We start from the raw sequence: 17,623 nt of genomic DNA, 5'->3' as shown, positions 1-17,623 counted from the left end.
CTGCTCAGTTCGCCTCAATCACCCGAACATACTGTCCCCCGCCGATGTCAGTCAGTTGCGTCAATGGCGGCGGCTGATGCACATCATGAGAGCCAAAGCGCGTTGGATAAAATGCATAGCCTTGCGGTGCTTGAGGGGTACTTCTATCGTCAATGAGACGCGTGCCCGTCAGTTCGGCCACTGGATCGGGAATGGCTGAAATCAGACGACGCGTATAGGGATGCGTTGGATTTGAAAATACCCGGTCCCATGGCCCACTTTCGACAATCTGTCCAAAATACATCACAGCCACGCGGTCGCTCATATGTTCAACGACGCTTAGATCATGGCTGATCATGATATAGGACAGCTCCAACCGCTCTTTGAGTTCCAGCAGCAGATTGATGATCTGCGCGCGGATGGAAACGTCAAGTGCAGACACTGGTTCATCGAGAACAATAACCTTGGGATTGAGCAACAATGCGCGTGCGATCCCGATACGCTGACGCTGCCCCCCGGAGAATTCATGCGGAAAGCGCTTGGCTTGCTCCGGTTTTAAGCCGACAAGACGTAAAATTTCCTCCACGCGACCGTCTATTTCGGAGCGTGATTTTACACCATGAAGTTTTAACGGTGCCGCAAGCGACGTATAAACTGTCTGGCGAGGATTGAGCGAAGCAAACGGGTCCTGAAAAACCATCTGCGCCATTTTTGCACGTTCTAGCCGCGACGGCTCGTTTACGCCTGTAATTGGCCTGCCCTCGAAATAAATCTCTCCGCTCGTGGGTTTTTGCAATCCGACGATTGAGAGCGCAAGCGTGGATTTACCGCAACCGGATTCACCAACAATCGACAGGCACTCACCTTTAAGCAGCTCGAGGCTCATATGATTGACTGCATGCAGCAACTGCTTTGAACGGCTGAAAATGCCGCCACTCACCGGAAATCGAACACAGAGATCGTCTATGCGAACAAGCGGCTCCATGGGCTGAGTTGAACGCATCTCATTCATGATGGAAACACCTCACCAAGCCTGCATCCTGCAAAGGCGTCCATCCCGGCTTTTCAGCCCGACAAATATCCGTTGCACGCGTGCAGCGCGGTTCAAACCTGCACCCCGCAGGAAAGGCAGAAATCGACGGCACCACGCCGGCAATTTCCTGCAAGGGGCGCTGCCCTTGTTTTTGACGGGAGCCAAGCAGAGGAAGGGAGGCCAGAAGACCCTGCGCATAAGGATGCGATGGATGCTGAAAAAGGCTTGCCGTCGCTCTCTCCTCGACCAGATGCCCGGCATACATAACGCCGACCCGGCGGCACATTTTGGCAATCACACCCAGATCATGGCTGATCATCAGCACAGACGTTCCGCGCGCTGTGCAAAGCTCCTGCATGAGACGCAGGATTTCCGCCTGTACTGTGACATCAAGGGCCGTGGTGGGCTCATCTGCAATCAGCAAATCGGGGTTACAGGCAAGGGCAATGGCTATCATCACGCGTTGTCGCATACCGCCAGACATCTGATGCGGATAGTTCTTCACACGCTGATCAGGTGCAGGCACCTGCACATTTGCCAGCGCCTCAACAGCCTTACGCTCTGCTTCATGCCATGTTGCGCCCGCGTGCAGCACGAACATCTCCGCAATCTGTCGACCCACGGGTGAGACAGGATTGAGTGCTGTCATCGGCTCCTGAAAAATCATGGCGATGCGATTGCCGCGCAATTTGCGCATGTCACGCGATGACATTGCGCGTAAATCCTGCCCTTTGAAACGGATTGCCCCCCCTGTCACCGAGAGCGGTTTACGCAGCAACCCAATCATCGACAGCGCGGTTATGCTCTTGCCACAGCCAGACTCGCCGACCAAACCGAATGTTTCGCCAGCGCCAATTGTAAAAGACACATCTTCGACCACATTGTGCTGTGTTGCACCCGAAGCAATGTCGATGCGCAGGTTTTCCACCTCAAGAAGTGCGTGTTCGCTCATACCTTGCGCGTCCTCATATGCGGATCGAGCCAATCTCGCAGACCATCACCGAAAAGATTAAGCCCAAGCACGGTGAAAAAGATTGCCAGCCCGGGAAAGACGGCTGCCCAAGGCGCATTGACAATCAGTTCCCGCGCATCGGTGAGCATATTGCCCCAGCTCGGCTCTGGCGGACTGATGCCAAGCCCAAGATAAGAAAGCGCTGCTTCCGCAAGAATAGCGTCCCCCATGCCAAGCGTACCAATGACAAGGATTGGCCCAATCATATTGGGTACAATCTGTGTGATCATGATGCGCACATCACTATAACCAAGCATTTTAGCCGCCTGAATATAGCCCTGCTTTTTAAGAGACAGTGTCGAACTTCGCGCAATACGGCAAGTCCACGACCAGTTCGTCAGGCCCAGCGCAAGCAGCAGGCTTGGCAAGCCGGGCCCAAGCACGGCCATGATCGCAAGCGCAAAGATTAACGAAGGGATTGCCAGCATCAGATTGGTGAGGCCACTGACAAGATCGTCCCACCAGCCGCCGAAATAACCTGCCGAAATACCAAGGCTAAGGCCGATGACCGTATTGATACACTGCGATACAACACCAACAGTCAGGGAGACCTGCGCGCCATAAAGCAGGCGAGAAAACACATCACGCCCCTGCGCATCGGTCCCAAACCAGAACTGGGCGTCCGGCGGCAGCTCGGCATTCATGAGATCCGCATCCATCACTGGATGATAAGGCGCGATCCATGGCGCAAAAACCGCGCCCGTCACCATGATAGCGCAGATGAGGCCCCCAAAGACGAGATTGAAACGCAATTTCATCGGCCTACTCGTGGCTTATACGCGGATCAATGACCGCATAGAGAATATCAACAATCGTATTGATGATCAGAAACCACAATACGATCACAAGAATGGCGCCTTGCACGACCGGAATATCACGCATCGACACGCTGTCGATCAGCAGGGAGCCAAGCCCCGGCCATGAAAAAAGTTTTTCCACCACAACAGCCTGCCCCATCATCGAGCCAAACTGCAATCCGATCGTCGTTATAATGAGCACCAGCGCGTTGCGCATGACATGCCATTTGACAAGGCGGAAGCTGCTCATGCCTTTGGAGCGCGCGGTGCGGATAAAATCAGCACCCATCACTTCAAGAACGGCTGCGCGCGTGGTTCTCGCCAGAAGGGCAAGTGGCGCAACGCCCAAGGTGAGTGCAGGCAGGATCACATGCCTTATACCGCCATCGCCATAGCCAAAACTCGGTAACCAGCCAAGCGTCAGCGCAAAGAAATACATCAGAAGCAGACCAAGCCAGAATTGCGGCAGCGAAAGACCGGATACTGCACCAATCATGGTAACGCTATCCAGAATACTGCCGGGCCGGAGGGCTGCCAGAAAACCAAGCGGCACACCAACAAGGATCGCAAAAGCCATGGCTGCAAATGCGAGCTTCAGCGTCGGCCCCATACGCTCGTGAATAAGCGAGATGACAGGCTGCCTTGATCTGTAGGAAATGCCAAGATCGAACTGCGCAAGCTGCACCATATAATTGCCGAACCGGACATGAACAGGCTTGTCGAGGCCAAATTCCTCCGTGATCTTTTCGACTATTTTGGGATCGCTCATGCCCTTGCCATTCGCAATCAGTCCCGAGGCAATACTACCGGGGACCACGCTAAAAATGATAAAGATCAGCAGGGATACAGCAATGACCGTCGGTATCATCTGCAAGACGCGGCGGACAATAAAATAGAGCACACAGTCCTCTTTTCAGATCGAAGAGAAACCAGCTCGCCCCCAAAAGGCGAGCCGATCCAGATAGGCTCGATTTAACGCCCCGATGGAACCGTGTCGTCAACCCAGAGCTTTTCATAGGACTGAACCGCGAGCTCTGCCGAGTTCGGCTGAAGACCATGCAGCCATGGCTGATGCGCCATGACAGCCTTGTTATAGTTGAAGAACCAAACCGGCGCTTCCTCCTGCAACAGATTGTTGGCCTTCTTCAGAATCTCGTTTTTTTCTTCTTCGGTTTTAGCCAGCTTGGCCTCATCGACCAGCTTGTCGAAGTCCGCATTGGCAAATTTCTGATAGTTGCAAGCAGATTGCGGTGTCGTTGAATAGAAGCATTGCATCGCAGTCAGCGCATCAGGTCCACTTTCCAGCGACCACATATAAGCCTGAAAATTGCCCGCTGGAACCACATCGGCGAGAACAGAGGCCTCAACCGGCTTTGCCTTCACCTTGATCCCAACCTTATCCAGCATCGGAATGATGGCCTGAACAATCGTCAGGCCCCAGCTTTCATTCTGCGTCGCGGTCAATTCAAACTCAAAGCCATCCGGGTAACCGGCTTCGGCAAGCAGCGCCTTCGCCTTTTCAGGATCATAGGGATAAGGCTTCGCATCCTTATCGAAAGCTGGCGAAGAATTTGGCAGCCAGCCGACCGCACGATATGCCTTGTCTTTCACAAGACGCTTGATGATCAGATCACTGTCGATGGCATAATTGATCGCCTGACGAACACGCTTGTCCTGAAACGGCTTAAAATCCGGGTTGAAACCAACAGCACGCGTGTAAACTTCCGCGACTTCCACCATGTTCTTCGCAAGCTCGGGATCTGCAAGATAGGCGGTATATTGTGCAGGCCCAAGAACCGCGACATCAATCTCCTTGTTGCGGAAAGCCACATCACGTGCAGAGGCATCCCCCATGATCATGATATTGATCTTGTCCGCGTAAGGCTTTCCCTTTTCGTAATATTTATCCCACTTTTCAACCGTCAGACGGGAGCCGGGAATGTATTCCGCAAACTTGTAAGGGCCAAGACCAATCGGGTGACGTTGAAAGACATCGCTGTCGCCCTCTCCGGCCGGATAAATGGCCGTATTGTTGCGCATGAACTGGTAACCGGGATCTATCGGCTGTTTAAGGGTGATTTCGAGCGTGTGATCATCAATCTTTTTCAGGCCGGAAATTTCCGTTGCTTTGCCTTGGGTATAGTCTTCCGCGCCCTTTATTTCGGAAATATAGCGTGCCGGAGGAAATGCCTTCTTCGGGTCCATTATCCGGGTATAGCTCCAGATAATATCATCCGCCGTCAATGGCTTACCATCGTGAAAAAATGCGTCTTCCCGTAGCTTATATGTATAGACAAGCTTGTCATCCGAGACCGTTACATCTGTTGCAAGACCCAATACCGGCTTATTCTGATCGGCATCCCAATCATAAAGCGTGCGGTGAATAGCCTTTGCATAAAACTCATCCTGCGTGGCCGGAGATGCCTGAATATCAAGCGTCGAAAAACTATCCCCATAAGGGGCTACGAAATTAATAACGCCTCCGGAACGAGGCGCGTCGGCAGCGTAAGCGGCAGTGCCCGCCATCAAAACTGCGGACAATGCTGCAAGCAACGCAAATTTTCTCATATTCTTCCCCATCTTATCCTCTCACTTGATTTCTTATGATCAGTTCGGCGCTCTGAACACCACTTCGCCATCGCGAAGGGTGAGCACACAACGCGTATCGTTAAGGATTTCATCCGGCTTCGCATTGAGCATATTGCGGGAGAACACAGCGATATCGGCCACCTGACCGGGGATCAGCTTGCCTTTCACATGTTCGAGCTTCTGCGAGAAAGCACCATACTCGGTATAGACCTGAAGCGCTTCTTCAATACTCACCCGCTCCCGCGCATCCATGACCGTCCCTTTGCCGGTCTCACGCGTCAGCATCGAATAGATGTTCGGATAGGGATTGGGGTGACAGACAGGCGCATCGCTGCCCGTTGCGGGCTTGAAACCAAGATCTTTCCATGTCTTGAGCGGATAGCTCGACAGTGCTTTTTCTTCACCAAGAACCGAAATATAGGCGTCGCCAAAATCATAAATGAACACTTGCTGTGGGCATGGATAAATCCCCGCCTTTTTCATCCGCTCGTGCTGCTGTGGTGTGGAGAAGCCACAATGTTCAATGCGATGGCGACGGTCCGCATCGGGGTAAGCTGCAAGCGCCTTTTCATAAGCGGTAATCAGCTGCCCGATGGCAGCGTCTCCAATGGCATGGCAGGCAAGCTGATAGCCTTTTTTATGCGTGTCAAGCACCAGCGCTTCAAGCTCTGCATCGGGTAAAATCTGCACACCAATATTGTTATCATCACCAAGATAAGGCTTGCTCATCCAGGCTGTGCGACCGCCTGCGGAGCCATCAAGGAAAATCTTGACCGCACCAACCGTCAACATGTCATCGCCAACGCCGGACACAAGACCGGCTTCATAGCATTTTTCGACAATCGACGCTCCAGGATCGCCCAGAAGCACAAGCCAGGTGCGGACCGGCAATCGTTTGTTAAGCTTGGCGAAATTGTAGGCCCGAATTTCATCAAAGCCTGCAACCTGACCAACGGCTGCATCCATGACGCTGGTGATACCGTAAGAAAGCAGAAGATTGCCCGCAGCCTCAATGGCGTCGATCATCTCTTCTGTGGTTGCCTTTGGGATAGCCTTCCGCACAACGCCTTGCGCATTTTCTGCGACCATGCCCGTCAGCACGCCATTTTGCTGTTCAATCAGACCACCATCCGGCACCGGTGAATTTTCATCAATTCCCGCAAGCTCAAAAGCCTTCGAGTTGAAAATCGATACATGGCCGCAGGCACGCACGAGCATGACCGGATGATGCGGCGCCACAGCATCAAGCTCTGATTTATGCGGATGACGGCCAACATCAAGCTTGGTTTGATCATAGCCACGCGCCCTGATCCAGGTTCCGGCAGGCGTGGAAGCGGCTTGTTCGCGTATTGCATCGAGCAAGCTTTCCAATGTCGGTGCCACTTGCGATGTCGCATCAATCCAGTTGAGCGTGAGCCCCACTGATATGAGATGCAGATGTGCATCGTTTAAACCCGGCGTCGCAAACTGCCCCTCCAGATCAATCACATGCGTATTGTCGCCTTTGAGCGACCAGATCTCATCTTTGGTGCCCGTTGCAAGCACTTTGCCCTGCCAGATCGCCAGAGCTTCTGCTGTGCCCTCCTCATACCCACACCAGATCGTACCATTATGAAGTATGGTATCAGCACGCAAACCGGGCATTACAGACATTCAGGCATTCCCTTCTCGGAGCACGTTTCGATCTGATCCCATCAGAGCGATGTATCTCATTTTGTTGTTTTGACGCAGACTTATCCCAAAACCTGCCAATTTGAGAGAGGTATGCTTTAAGTCATCGCTTTTTTAGAAGATGATCAGACTCCTGCTCATCTCGCAACTGATAAAGCTATGAGTTTCTATTTTTTTAGCTTGCAACTTTTCCAGACTGGGGATGCACGATCAGATTGGACGTGCCCGTTCGGGCACGTGAATCGCGCCGGGCTTTCCGTGGAATAACAAGAGGGGCTTTAATGCGCTTAAACGATCTTCCAGAGCGCCTTTAAAGGCTACTTATGGATTTTATATTTGTCTGGAAACCAGCGTCAAAATCTCAGGAACGAGCGGCAATATCGCACCATGGAGGGCAATCGGCGATGTATGGCGGAGGGGGTGGGATTCGAACCCACGGTACAGTCTCCTGCACGCCGGTTTTCAAGACCGGTGCCTTAAACCGCTCGGCCACCCCTCCAAGTATTTGCAATGGTTGTACTTTTCTCGGTTTCAGAAAAGCCTCAAATCAGTGATTGCTACCGATTTGCTACCCATTCACTCAGCGAGTGACTTCTTAGCAGCTTTTATAGCGGCGTCAACTTGTTCTACAGCATTTGCCTGCATTCCCAGCATGACATGTGAATAAAGGTCAAGCGTGATGCCGATTGTGGAATATCCGAGCCCTTCACTGGCAATCTTTGGATGAACGCCAGCGGCCAAAAGCTGGGTTGCATGAGAGTATCGCAGATCGTGAAACCGGATGCGCAGAAGCGAAGCCTTTGCGACAAGCCTAACCCAAGGGGCAAAACCGGCTCCGCTTAAGCCGGGCTGCAAGTTCAATTGCTTCTGTCACCGATCCGAAGACCCAGCAGGACCGCGAAATAACCGATGACAATACTGAGAACCAAATAAGCGAGTGCGGATACCAGTCCCGCCGTTGATCCAGACATAAGAACGTAAGCGCCGTAGACAAAGCTGGAAAACGTGGAAAGCCCACCCATCATGCCCGTAGCGACCAGTGTATTGACCTCTGAGCTGAGAGTGCCTTTTTTATAAAGCCCAGTGGCCAGGCCAAGCAAAAATGATGCGACAATATTCGCGACTAAAATTGACACCGGAATACCATCGGATAGAGCCGGTACACCTAGCATCAGAAACTCACGAAGCATGGCACCTATCGCGCCACCGACAAAGACGAGTATGATTGTATTAATCATTGTTCTTCCCTCATCCTATCCAGCTTGCTAACAACGCGCCAAATGCGGCTGCCGATAATCCGACGAGAACCGATCCCACCAAATAAGCGATTGCCAAGCCACGATTATGATCGCGAGCCAGCTTGACCGCATCAAGCTGCATTGAGCTGAATGTGGTGTAACCGCCGAGGATACCGGTCAAGATGCCAGATTTTAATACATCTCCAAAGCGATCGTACCATTCCACTGAGAACAGCACCGATAAAAAGCCAATAACGAAAGCACCGCTCACATTGATTAGAAATGTTCCGAGGGGAAATTTGCCATTGTAGCTTTCGCCAACCAATTTGCCGACCCACCAGCGAAACAGCGAGCCTAGTCCACCGCCCAAACCGACCCATAGAATGTCTAATGGCTGCATTCACTTCCCCGGAAAAGCATCAACTTTCATACCCACCATCTGTAGATTGAAAAAAGACGGTCGCACAAGCAGAATAGTAAGTGAAGAGGTTGCAACCCGGTTGCTACCATTTTGCTACCCAACTCGGTAGCAAGATCGAAGACAGGGCAGGACAAAAGCGGATAATGACCGCGACAAGGCTATATGTTCTGGGAGTTTGAATATGGAGGAATAAAAGGGCGTACGGCTATAACCGTATTTCAAGACCCGCGCCTTAAACCGCTCGGCCCTTTTCCGCGTCTGCATGAAACAGATTTGAGTGCCTCGTTATCGTTATCAAACAGCAGCGTCAATCTGCCACTTGCAGTCATTCGCCAGAAAATGACTCAATACCTTGCTCTTCGAATGAATGAAGCTTAAATTTGAGTAAATAAATCATAAAGAAAAGGGAACCAATGAGCTTGGAATCAGTAAAAGCTTTTTTTGCGAATAAGGCACCAGAAATCCAAGTGATTGAACTGCCAACCAGCACCGCGACTGTCGCACTCGCTGCGGAAGCACATGGTGTGGAGCCGGGGCAGATCGCAAAAACGCTCTCGTTTTCGACAAAAGACAAAACTATCCTTATCGTTACCCGCGGAGATGCGCGTATCGATAATCGCAAATTCAAGGACCAGTTCGGAACCAAGCCACGCATGTTGGACGCTGAAACTGTGCTGATAGAAACCAGCCATCCGGTTGGAGGTGTCTGCCCTTTCGGATTGCCACGGGAAATGCCGGTTTATTGCGATTTATCGCTCAAAAATTTTGATGAAGTTGTTCCCGCTGCCGGGGCAACCAACAGTGCCGTCAGGATATCCCCTCTCAAAATAGCCGAGCTTGTTTCAGCCGAATGGGTAGACGTCTGCCAATGATGAAACGCCGACATCGAAAATGTCGGCATCAAAATGGCGTAATGAAATGTTTTTTGCCCTTTAAAGGTGATAAAGCACTTCATATATTTTAAGAATAGTTCTAAAGTGGATTCGAGGCAAATGCATTCGCTTGGCGCATATCCCAGAAATTCCGGGCATCCGGGCGGGATTGTGGCTTAACCAAAAGCAGAGTTTTCCGATTGAGACATCAATATGGAACACTTGAGGATGCGTTGAAAGGAATAGTTGATGCGTCTTACTCGTCAGACAAATTATGCCATTCGCATGCTTATGTATTGCGCTGCCAACGAAGGCAAATTGAGCCGCGTTCCAGAAATCGCCCGTGCTTACGGCGTTTCGGAATTGTTTCTCTTCAAGATTTTGCAACCGCTTGTCGAGAACAAGCTGGTGGAAACAGTGCGCGGCCGCAATGGCGGTGTACGTCTGGGGCGTGAGGCGAAGGATATTTCTCTGTTCGATGTCGTGCGCGTCACAGAAGAAAATTTTGCGATGGCAGAATGCTTTGAAAACGATGCCGCGGAGTGCCCACTCGTGGATAGCTGTGGTCTTAATTCTGCATTGCGTGAAGCATTGAATGCTTTCTTTGGCGTGCTGATGAAGTACAGCATAGACGATCTGGTCAAAGCGCGCCCGAATGTCCGCGCTCTGCTCGGTCTTGATGAAGACCTTGAGACTGCCGAGCGGATTGCGAGCTAAACGCTCAAAATGACGACATAAAAAGCTGAAAATCATCATGGTTTTCAGCTTTTTTGTTGGAAAACGTTTTATATGGTCGCCGAATAGGCCGATTGCGGCAGCACGAACGGAACACCCTTCACAGGCGGAACGCCAACGCGCAGCGAACATTCATAAACGCGCTCCAATCGATCATCGGTCAAAGCCTGCTGCGGTGTATCAATCGTATCGAGCGTGCCCTTATGCATGACTGCAATGCTGTCTGCAAACATGGCAGTCAGATTGAGATCGTGGAGAATGGCGATAACGCCGCCGCCAGACGCTGCAAATTCACGAGCGATCTCCATCACTGTGATCTGATGCTTTATATCAAGACTCGAAATCGGCTCGTCCAGAAACAGATAGCGTGGTTTTCCGTCCACAACCGGTTTCCAGACCTGACACAATACGCGTGCAAGCTGTACGCGCTGTTGTTCTCCCCCCGAAAGCTCCTGATAAAGCCTGCCGCTAAAGCCTGAAAGATCAACCTTTTGCAAGGCAAGATCAGGCAACCTCTCCTGCTCGGCGCCGCTCACGCCACTGAAACCACCCGTCAATCCGATATGCACAATCTCACGCACAGTAAAAGGAAATGATAATGCACTGGCCTGCGGGAGCACGGCGCGGCGTGCTGCCATGCGCCATGGCTTGATTTTGGAAAAATCCTCGCCGTCAAGAAAGGCGGAGCCTGTATAGGGCAGATCACCTGAGAGCGCACGCAACAGCGTAGTTTTACCGGAGCCATTGGGGCCGACGATAGCTGTCACCGCCCCCGGATGAGCAACAAAATTGATATTTTCGATAATTTTCTTGCTGCCGATGGAAACGCTTAAATTTTTAGTCTCAATCATATCAGGGCCTCACAGATCCAGAACGCCGCGCTGACGCAGCAATATCCAGAGGAAAAATGGTGCGCCACATACGGCTGTAATGATACCAATCGGCAATTCGGCAGGCGCAACAATCGTACGGCTCACAGCATCTGCCAGCAGCAGCAGGATCGCGCCTAAAAGTGCCGATGCGGGCAATAGATAACGGTGATCCGGCCCGATGCTCAGACGCAGCATATGGGGAACAACAATGCCGACAAAACCAATACCACCCGATATGGCGACTGTTGCACCCGTTGCAGCGGCAACCGTCACAATCGCGACATTCTTGATGCGCTGAACCGGAATTCCAAGGTGACCGGCAGCCGCCTCCCCCAGTGCCAGCGCGTTAAGTCCACGCGCAAGAAACGGCGTTGCAACAAGCACAACCGCAATAATAGGGCCGGCAGTGCCAATTTTACCCCATGTCGCACCAGCCAGTGAACCAAGCCCCCAGAACGTTAGATCGCGTAACTGGCGATCATCGGAAATGTAAATAAGTGCGCCTGTGGCAGCACCGGCCAGCGCGCCGAGCGCGATGCCAGCAAGCAACATGGTCGCGACGGATGTGCGCCCGCGCCGGGTCGCGACACGATATAAAAGTAGCGTACTGGCAAGCCCTCCAACAAATGCCGCCATGGGGAGCGCATAAAGACCAAGAAGAAGGTAAAGCGGCGCAAGCATTGTTCCGCCAAGCACGATCATCGATACAGCGCCAAGACTGGCACCGGCAGAAACACCGACGAGACCGGGATCCGCAAGGGGATTGCGGAATAAACCCTGCATAACGGCACCAGAAACAGCAAGTCCCGCCCCGACCAGCATTCCCATGAGGATACGTGGCAGACGTATTTCCATGATGATCATATGATCGCGCCGGAATGCTTCAATGCTTTCGGGCGCACCATAAACAAGAGCATGAAGAACAGTCATAACGGAGGCATCAGAAGCCCCGGCGCTCAGGCTGAAAAGTGCTGTCAGGCAAAGCACGATCGCCAGACCAATAATTGCCAGACGCGCGCGCGTGGAGCGATCCCCAGCACAGCTGTTTCTGGTTTGATCACGCATAGCAAAGCCTCCGGCCTGTGCGGTGCGGTCTTGGCTGGTCATTTCAATGTGTCCTTGTTGCGCGGTTCTGCGACATGCCTGCAAATGCTTGCGCAAAGCAGGCATAGTTCTCATTGGGCTGCGTGATTGCCATAAAGCTTTTCGGATAATTCACGGCTGGCAGCACCGGTGCGCGGACCAAAGCCAAGCAGATAGAGCGAATCCATCTGGACAATATTACCGCTGCGCCCCGCTGGAGAATTGGCCAGAGCCGGATTCTTCAGAAGGTCATCCTTCTGAACGCTGTCCTTGCCAATACCCATGGTCAGAATCATATCCGGCGCGGCCTTCTCGATGGCTTCATCCGTCAGTTGCTTATAACCCGGATAGGCATCGATAGCATTCACTCCTCCTGCAAGCGTGATAATGCCATTGGCACCTGTGCCGGTGCCGGAGGCTGTAATGCGTCCATCCTGAACGGACATGATGAAAAGCACACGCTTGCGCGGACTCTGACTGGCAGAGATTTTTTCTGCAACTCTGAGATCACGCGCCACATCGTCCGCAAGCGCCTTGGCCTTATCTTCAAGACCCAGAGCCTTGCCGACGATTTCAATCTTGGTGAGCACGCCTTCGCCCGTATGATCATCTGGAATGATGACAATAGGAACGGACGCTTTCTTAAGCACTTCAAGCGTTTCCGGCGGGCCGCTGCCTTCCGAGAGCAGGATACCGGTCGGATTAACCGAAAGAACGCCTTCTGGTGACAAACGGCGCATATAGCCTACATCGACCAACGCGCTTGCCTGTTCAGGATAAGTGCTGGTCTGGTCGCGTGCAACGAGCCTATCGCCTGCGCCAAGCGCATAAACGATTTCCGTTACAGCACCACCGACAGAAACAAGCCGTGACGTATCGGGGATTTTCTCAACTGTATCAGCCTTCGCAATGCCGCCAAATGCAACCGAAGCGGCCATGAAGACCAAGGCCGCGCAGCGCCTGATATTTGATGAAACAATTGCCATGTTTTTATCCTTCGAGTGCATTCCGAAAATGGCAGCCACTTTCGGAATGCACATCAAAACAAAGATCTGGATCACGCTTGATTTATGCAGCGCTTGACTGCTGCAGACGCGGCAGATTTTCAGCAATCATGCGCCAGTCGGCAAGCTCGGCTTCGCCTTCATGACGTTCACCGAAGAACTGAATAATCATTTCACCATTGGAATCATAAGCTTCAAGCGAAGTGATGTGACCATCTTTCGTCGGCTTGCGAACGACCCAGGCATCCGCAATATGGTCAGCGCGCAGATGCAGATGGAATGTCGGATCAAGGACGTTGAGCCATGGGCCCATCGTCTTGATTTCGGCAATCGTTCCGGTGTGAATCTGGATGCAACCACGGCTTCCGACAAAGCACATAATTGGAATCTGCTCCTGAACCACGTGGTTCATCATGGCTTCAACTGCCGACAGATCAACACGCCATGCAAAATCCTGCCCGGCAAGATGAACGGCCTGAAGACGATCGACGCCAAAATCTTTCAAAAGCCCGACAAACTGGTGAACATCGGTCAATGCACCCCAGCGTTCACGGAATGCCTCGCCATCAACGCTTGCAACATCCGTCTTATCTGCCTTTGCCGGAACAGGCTTTGTTTCAATCGAAGGCGTCTGCTCTTCCAGCAACAATTCAGAAACGAGCTGTTCGTAAGCTTCGAGATTGGAAGCGGGACGAAGATGAATTTTGTGGACGGCCTCACCGAATGCGTCAAAAAACTGAAGGCTGCGACGAACATGCTCGCCATCCACTTTTGCAACGGCAAAGCCATGGACCCAATACTTCGGGAAAATACGAAGATCGATTTCCTTGCCCAGTGTCAGTGACGCGTGCGGCCCCCAGATCGTCTTTTCAAACGGCCCGATTTTTTCATGAACAGCGCTTTCATTGCGCGTCAACACCATGACTTCGCCAAGCGAAGGCGCATGTTTGAGCAAAGTTTCGAGATCTGCGCGGATGCGGCGAGCCGAAATCGCACTGTCTGCCTGGGCACCGGTGTGAGCCGCAATAAAGTCTGCTTCTGATACCCCGAGGCTTTGTGCAAAATCGCGTTCGCGCATTTTCGGGTTATCTGCCCGTGCCTTGAGAATCTGCTCTGGGGAGGGCTTGGTCTGGGTCGTCATCTTTTGCTGCCTATTTATTGAGGATGAGCTTGCCTTGACGGGTAATTTTTAAACGATAGAGAGAGCCGCCGTGCTCTATCGCCACTTCGCGGGAGCCATTGAAGAGCTCACGACTGCCATAGGTTTTGAGCCGTGGCTCATAAGCCTGTTCAGAGATTTCTGATTGAGCTGATCCGGCCGCATCCAGATGCGGCTGAATTTCGTTCACGCGGTTGTAAACGCGCTCACGCGGTAACCGCACCTGCATGTCGATATGGATTCGCCTGTTCATTTTACTGCCCCTGCACCAGCTGTGGCCGTTTCGCTAACCGACTAAAACACCAACAAATCATTAGTTGACATGTTAAGTCATGTTTAATATTCACTGCCTTACTAGATTAAACGAGTCAAGTTTAAATCTCGCTTTTTCCAGAGCAAGCCCGAAGGTTTTCCTTCCAGCCAGCGCCGACACTCTCTTTATCAAGAGAGTTTATAACCTATTGAGAAACTTAAATTTCTCACCTCCGAGGGGGCGTGGGAATTTTGCTTTGTCCTTCAGGAGAAATCAGGCAATGCGGGCAATTAACGGGGCACAAAAGCGGTCATTTCTGGCAAGCACAGGTCTCGCTGTCATTCTTATGGCAATCCCTCAGAGTGCTTTCGCGCAGCAACAGAGTGCAGTGAAAGAGACTGACGGCATAGAGCTGAACACAATCACTATTCAAAAAGCCACTGGGGCACAGAATTCAGCTGCTTCTGCAAACAAAGAAATCATTAAGCGCGACACGATTGAGCGTTTTGGCACTACCAAACTCGACGATGTCCTGCGCGGAACAACACCCGGCGTGTTCACATCGATCAACGCATCGAACCCAGGCGTTGCCGTCAATATTCGTGGGTTCGAGGGCTCTGGCCGCGTAAACATGCTGATTGACGGTGTTCCACAGAACTATCGTAATTCTGATCACAGCTCTGCTGGTTACTCTTACATCGACGCAAACTTGCTTGCTGACATTGATATTCAACGCGGCGCAATAACGACTGAGCAGGGCGGAGCGCTGGCAGGTAGCGTTAACTTCCGTACACTTGGTGTCGATGATATTATTCTTGACGGCAAAGAAAAAGGCGTACTCGGCCGCGCATCATGGGGCAGCAACGGAACTGGCTTTTCAGAAATGCTTGCTGGCGCTGCGCGTGTCAACTCGCTGGGTATTGCCGCAGCAATCAGCCGCCGCGATTCAAAAGACTATAAAAATGGCGATGGTGATACTGTCGACAAAACGGGGCAGGAACTAACCTCCGGACTTTTCAAGGCTGAATTTGGCTTTGGTGAAAACCAGAATCTGACGCTGGGCGGCATTCTTTATAACAATCACTATGGTACATCTCAGGCTGGTTACGGCGGCGGAGCAACCATTTACGATATGTTTGTCCAGAACAGGACGTTCTTCGCGCAATATAATTACAATCCTAGCGATAACGATCTGCTTAACCTAAACGTAAACCTTTATCATAACACAACTCTCCAGAACTGGGGAGAAGGCAGCGGCAGCTTCACGGGCCGCCAAGTCGCGGTCAAAACCACAGGTATGACTGCTTCAAATACGTCACAATTTTCTTTTGGCGATGTTTCAGTTCGCTGGAAAAATGGCCTTGAGCTTAATCATGACAACGCGAGTGGTAACAGTGTTGGTGTGAACCCAGCCGATGCAAACTCGGATAAAGTTGCGGTCTTTACCGAAGCTACGTGGACGTATAATGCGCTTCAGGTAATTACCGGGCTTCGTTACGATCACTTCAAACTGAAAAGTGAAGATGATGGTATCTCGAACAGCGACGGCGAACTCAGCCCGAAAGTCACCGTTGCATATAATGTTACCGACTGGCTCCAGCCTTACGTGACCTATTCCCATTCGATGCGCACACCAACCCTACAGGAAACATTCTTAGGCGGTGTTGCACATGCTGGTGTTGGTTCGATGAAAGGCAATCCAAATCTGCGCCCAGAAAAACAGCGTGGATGGGAGTTCGGTGTTAACGTCTCTCAAGATGGTATTTTTACGGCCGAAGACGGCCTGCGCATCAAAGCAAATTATTACACGATGCGCGTGGAAGACTATATAACGCTCGCAGCTGATTATACTAAGTTTGCGAACGTTGAAGGCACATCGACAGTGAAGGGGTTTGAACTCGATGCGCGTTATGATGCAGGCTTCGCCTTTGCAGGCATTGCATACACACACACCAAGTCTGAACTGCCTGAACAAAACTACCTAGGCGGCAATCAGTACCTTCCTGAAGATATTGTGAGCGTCACTGGCGGTGCGCGCTTCTTTGATCGGAAACTCGAAGCAGGAACGCGCATTCAGCACGTATCAAGCGGGAAAATGCTTGGTGGCGGGGAAAGCGATGCTTACACGCTCGTTGATCTGTTTGCGAAATATAAGTTCACCGATACGTTGGATGCGTCCATCCAGGTCCTGAATGTGGCCGATAAAGCCTACACACCGGCACTCAGCATCTATGGTAGTGGGCGCGGCCGGACATTCCTCGTCTCGACACAGTTCCAGTTCTAAAATGTTCAGGAGGCCCTCGCCTCCTGAACATGAATCATCGCGCCTGCGAAGTCCACTCACCTCTGACCGCTGTCGTGGGCTTCGATCCCAAGCTGCGATGCGGCGAGTGCGGAACATACTGCCGCACTCGCCGGAAATGGCTTCGAAAACCGGTTCCCACTTTTCGGAATATTCTCTAGCCAGTCCCTCTTAGAAAGAAAGGATCAGCAATGTTTATAGCCATGAACCGTTTCAAGGTTCTCATCGGCAAAGAAGCCGAGTTCGAAACCGCCTGGAAAAATCGCGATGCCCAGCTTGCCGAGCTTCCAGGCTTTGAAAGCTTCCATCTTCTGCGCGGTGCGACCAGTGAAGAAGAAGGCTATACGCTTTATTCTTCCCATACAGTCTGGCGCACGCGGGATGATTTCACCTTCTGGACGAAATCCGAGCAGTTCCGCAATGCGCATCGCAACGCCGGTGACCGCAAGTCACTCTATGCCGGCCCGCCGCAATTTGAGGGATTCGAGGCGATTGAAGGGATTTGATCCTTTCATCCCGGTGTTTTCCACATCGTGCGGCGAAATGGCGCATAAAACAGAGGCGGCGTAAAAATTGCGCCGTTTTCACTCATGTAAAATACCA

18 protein-coding genes and 1 tRNA gene are annotated in these 17,623 nt (G+C 51.8%); 4 read left to right on the top strand and 15 right to left on the bottom strand.

What is annotated here, in order from left to right; all coding sequences use genetic code 11:
• Positions 1-4 precede the first annotated feature (4 nt).
• From OPR82_RS07065 to crcB, 10 genes are all read right to left on the bottom strand, one after another.
• Complete coding sequence (locus tag OPR82_RS07065) at positions 5-991, bottom strand: ATP-binding cassette domain-containing protein (protein WP_265983962.1); 987 nt, start codon at positions 989-991, stop codon at positions 5-7.
• Entirely contained in the window at positions 984-1,964 is a 981-nt protein-coding gene (locus OPR82_RS07060; RefSeq protein ID WP_265983961.1) for an ABC transporter ATP-binding protein, read from the bottom strand. The genes OPR82_RS07065 and OPR82_RS07060 overlap by 8 nt, the downstream gene beginning before the upstream one ends.
• Positions 1,961-2,782 (bottom strand): ABC transporter permease, encoded by an 822-nt coding sequence (locus OPR82_RS07055; RefSeq protein ID WP_265983960.1) that lies wholly within the window; start codon positions 2,780-2,782, stop codon positions 1,961-1,963. The genes OPR82_RS07060 and OPR82_RS07055 overlap by 4 nt, the downstream gene beginning before the upstream one ends.
• 4 nt (positions 2,783-2,786) lie before the next feature.
• Positions 2,787-3,722: an ABC transporter permease gene (locus OPR82_RS07050; RefSeq protein ID WP_265983959.1), complete on the bottom strand. Its 936-nt coding sequence runs from the start codon at positions 3,720-3,722 to the stop codon at positions 2,787-2,789.
• Positions 3,723-3,793: 71 nt separating this feature from the next.
• Entirely contained in the window at positions 3,794-5,389 is a 1,596-nt protein-coding gene (locus tag OPR82_RS07045; protein ID WP_265983958.1) for an ABC transporter substrate-binding protein, read from the bottom strand.
• Between the two features lie 39 nt (positions 5,390-5,428).
• A complete protein-coding gene (locus OPR82_RS07040) occupies positions 5,429-7,054 on the bottom strand; it encodes an amidohydrolase (RefSeq protein ID WP_396996384.1) in 1,626 nt (541 codons plus the stop codon).
• A gap of 436 nt (positions 7,055-7,490) precedes the next feature.
• A tRNA-Ser gene (locus OPR82_RS07035) sits at positions 7,491-7,580 on the bottom strand.
• A 77-nt stretch (positions 7,581-7,657) separates the two neighbouring features.
• Complete coding sequence (locus OPR82_RS07030; RefSeq protein WP_265983956.1) at positions 7,658-7,942, bottom strand: tyrosine-type recombinase/integrase; 285 nt, start codon at positions 7,940-7,942, stop codon at positions 7,658-7,660.
• Entirely contained in the window at positions 7,939-8,319 is a 381-nt protein-coding gene (locus OPR82_RS07025; protein WP_265983955.1) for a CrcB family protein, read from the bottom strand. Before OPR82_RS07025 ends, OPR82_RS07030 begins: the two co-directional genes overlap by 4 nt.
• Before the next feature lie 10 nt (positions 8,320-8,329).
• Positions 8,330-8,719, bottom strand: coding sequence for a fluoride efflux transporter CrcB (gene crcB, locus OPR82_RS07020; protein WP_265983954.1), 390 nt, complete (start codon positions 8,717-8,719; stop codon positions 8,330-8,332).
• A 434-nt stretch (positions 8,720-9,153) separates the two neighbouring features.
• Between crcB and OPR82_RS07015 the strand changes: the two genes are divergently transcribed.
• Positions 9,154-9,612, top strand: a complete 459-nt coding sequence (locus OPR82_RS07015) for a YbaK/EbsC family protein (protein WP_265983953.1) — start codon at positions 9,154-9,156, stop codon at positions 9,610-9,612.
• A gap of 249 nt (positions 9,613-9,861) precedes the next feature.
• The gene (gene rirA / locus OPR82_RS07010; protein WP_265983952.1) at positions 9,862-10,329 is read left to right on the top strand and encodes an iron-responsive transcriptional regulator RirA; all 468 of its coding nucleotides are present in this window, start codon (positions 9,862-9,864) and stop codon (positions 10,327-10,329) included.
• Between the two features lie 68 nt (positions 10,330-10,397).
• Here rirA and OPR82_RS07005 read toward each other — a convergent pair whose 3' ends face one another.
• From OPR82_RS07005 to hemP, 5 genes are all read right to left on the bottom strand, one after another.
• Positions 10,398-11,198, bottom strand: a complete 801-nt coding sequence (locus OPR82_RS07005) for a heme ABC transporter ATP-binding protein (RefSeq protein WP_265983951.1) — start codon at positions 11,196-11,198, stop codon at positions 10,398-10,400.
• A 9-nt stretch (positions 11,199-11,207) separates the two neighbouring features.
• Positions 11,208-12,326, bottom strand: coding sequence for a FecCD family ABC transporter permease (locus tag OPR82_RS07000; RefSeq protein ID WP_407673232.1), 1,119 nt, complete (start codon positions 12,324-12,326; stop codon positions 11,208-11,210).
• 68 nt (positions 12,327-12,394) lie between these two features.
• A complete protein-coding gene (locus tag OPR82_RS06995; protein ID WP_265983950.1) occupies positions 12,395-13,288 on the bottom strand; it encodes a heme/hemin ABC transporter substrate-binding protein in 894 nt (297 codons plus the stop codon).
• Between the two features lie 82 nt (positions 13,289-13,370).
• On the bottom strand, positions 13,371-14,447 hold the full coding sequence (locus tag OPR82_RS06990; protein WP_265983949.1) for a hemin-degrading factor: 1,077 nt from the start codon (positions 14,445-14,447) through the stop codon (positions 13,371-13,373).
• A gap of 10 nt (positions 14,448-14,457) precedes the next feature.
• Positions 14,458-14,718 (bottom strand): hemin uptake protein HemP, encoded by a 261-nt coding sequence (gene hemP / locus OPR82_RS06985; protein ID WP_265983948.1) that lies wholly within the window; start codon positions 14,716-14,718, stop codon positions 14,458-14,460.
• Positions 14,719-14,998: 280 nt separating this feature from the next.
• Between hemP and OPR82_RS06980 the strand changes: the two genes are divergently transcribed.
• Together OPR82_RS06980 and OPR82_RS06975 are read left to right on the top strand one after the other, a co-directional pair.
• Positions 14,999-17,002, top strand: a complete 2,004-nt coding sequence (locus OPR82_RS06980; RefSeq protein WP_265983947.1) for a TonB-dependent receptor domain-containing protein — start codon at positions 14,999-15,001, stop codon at positions 17,000-17,002.
• A gap of 209 nt (positions 17,003-17,211) precedes the next feature.
• Positions 17,212-17,526, top strand: a complete 315-nt coding sequence (locus OPR82_RS06975) for an antibiotic biosynthesis monooxygenase family protein (RefSeq protein WP_265983946.1) — start codon at positions 17,212-17,214, stop codon at positions 17,524-17,526.
• The last annotated feature ends 97 nt before the right edge of the window (positions 17,527-17,623 follow it).

The organism is Ochrobactrum chromiisoli (assembly GCF_026241335.1).
GTDB classification, from domain to species: Bacteria; Pseudomonadota; Alphaproteobacteria; order Rhizobiales; family Rhizobiaceae; genus Brucella; species Brucella chromiisoli.
The sequence above is the reverse complement of the archived record's forward strand: the minus strand, read 5'-3'. Positions and strand labels throughout refer to the sequence as shown.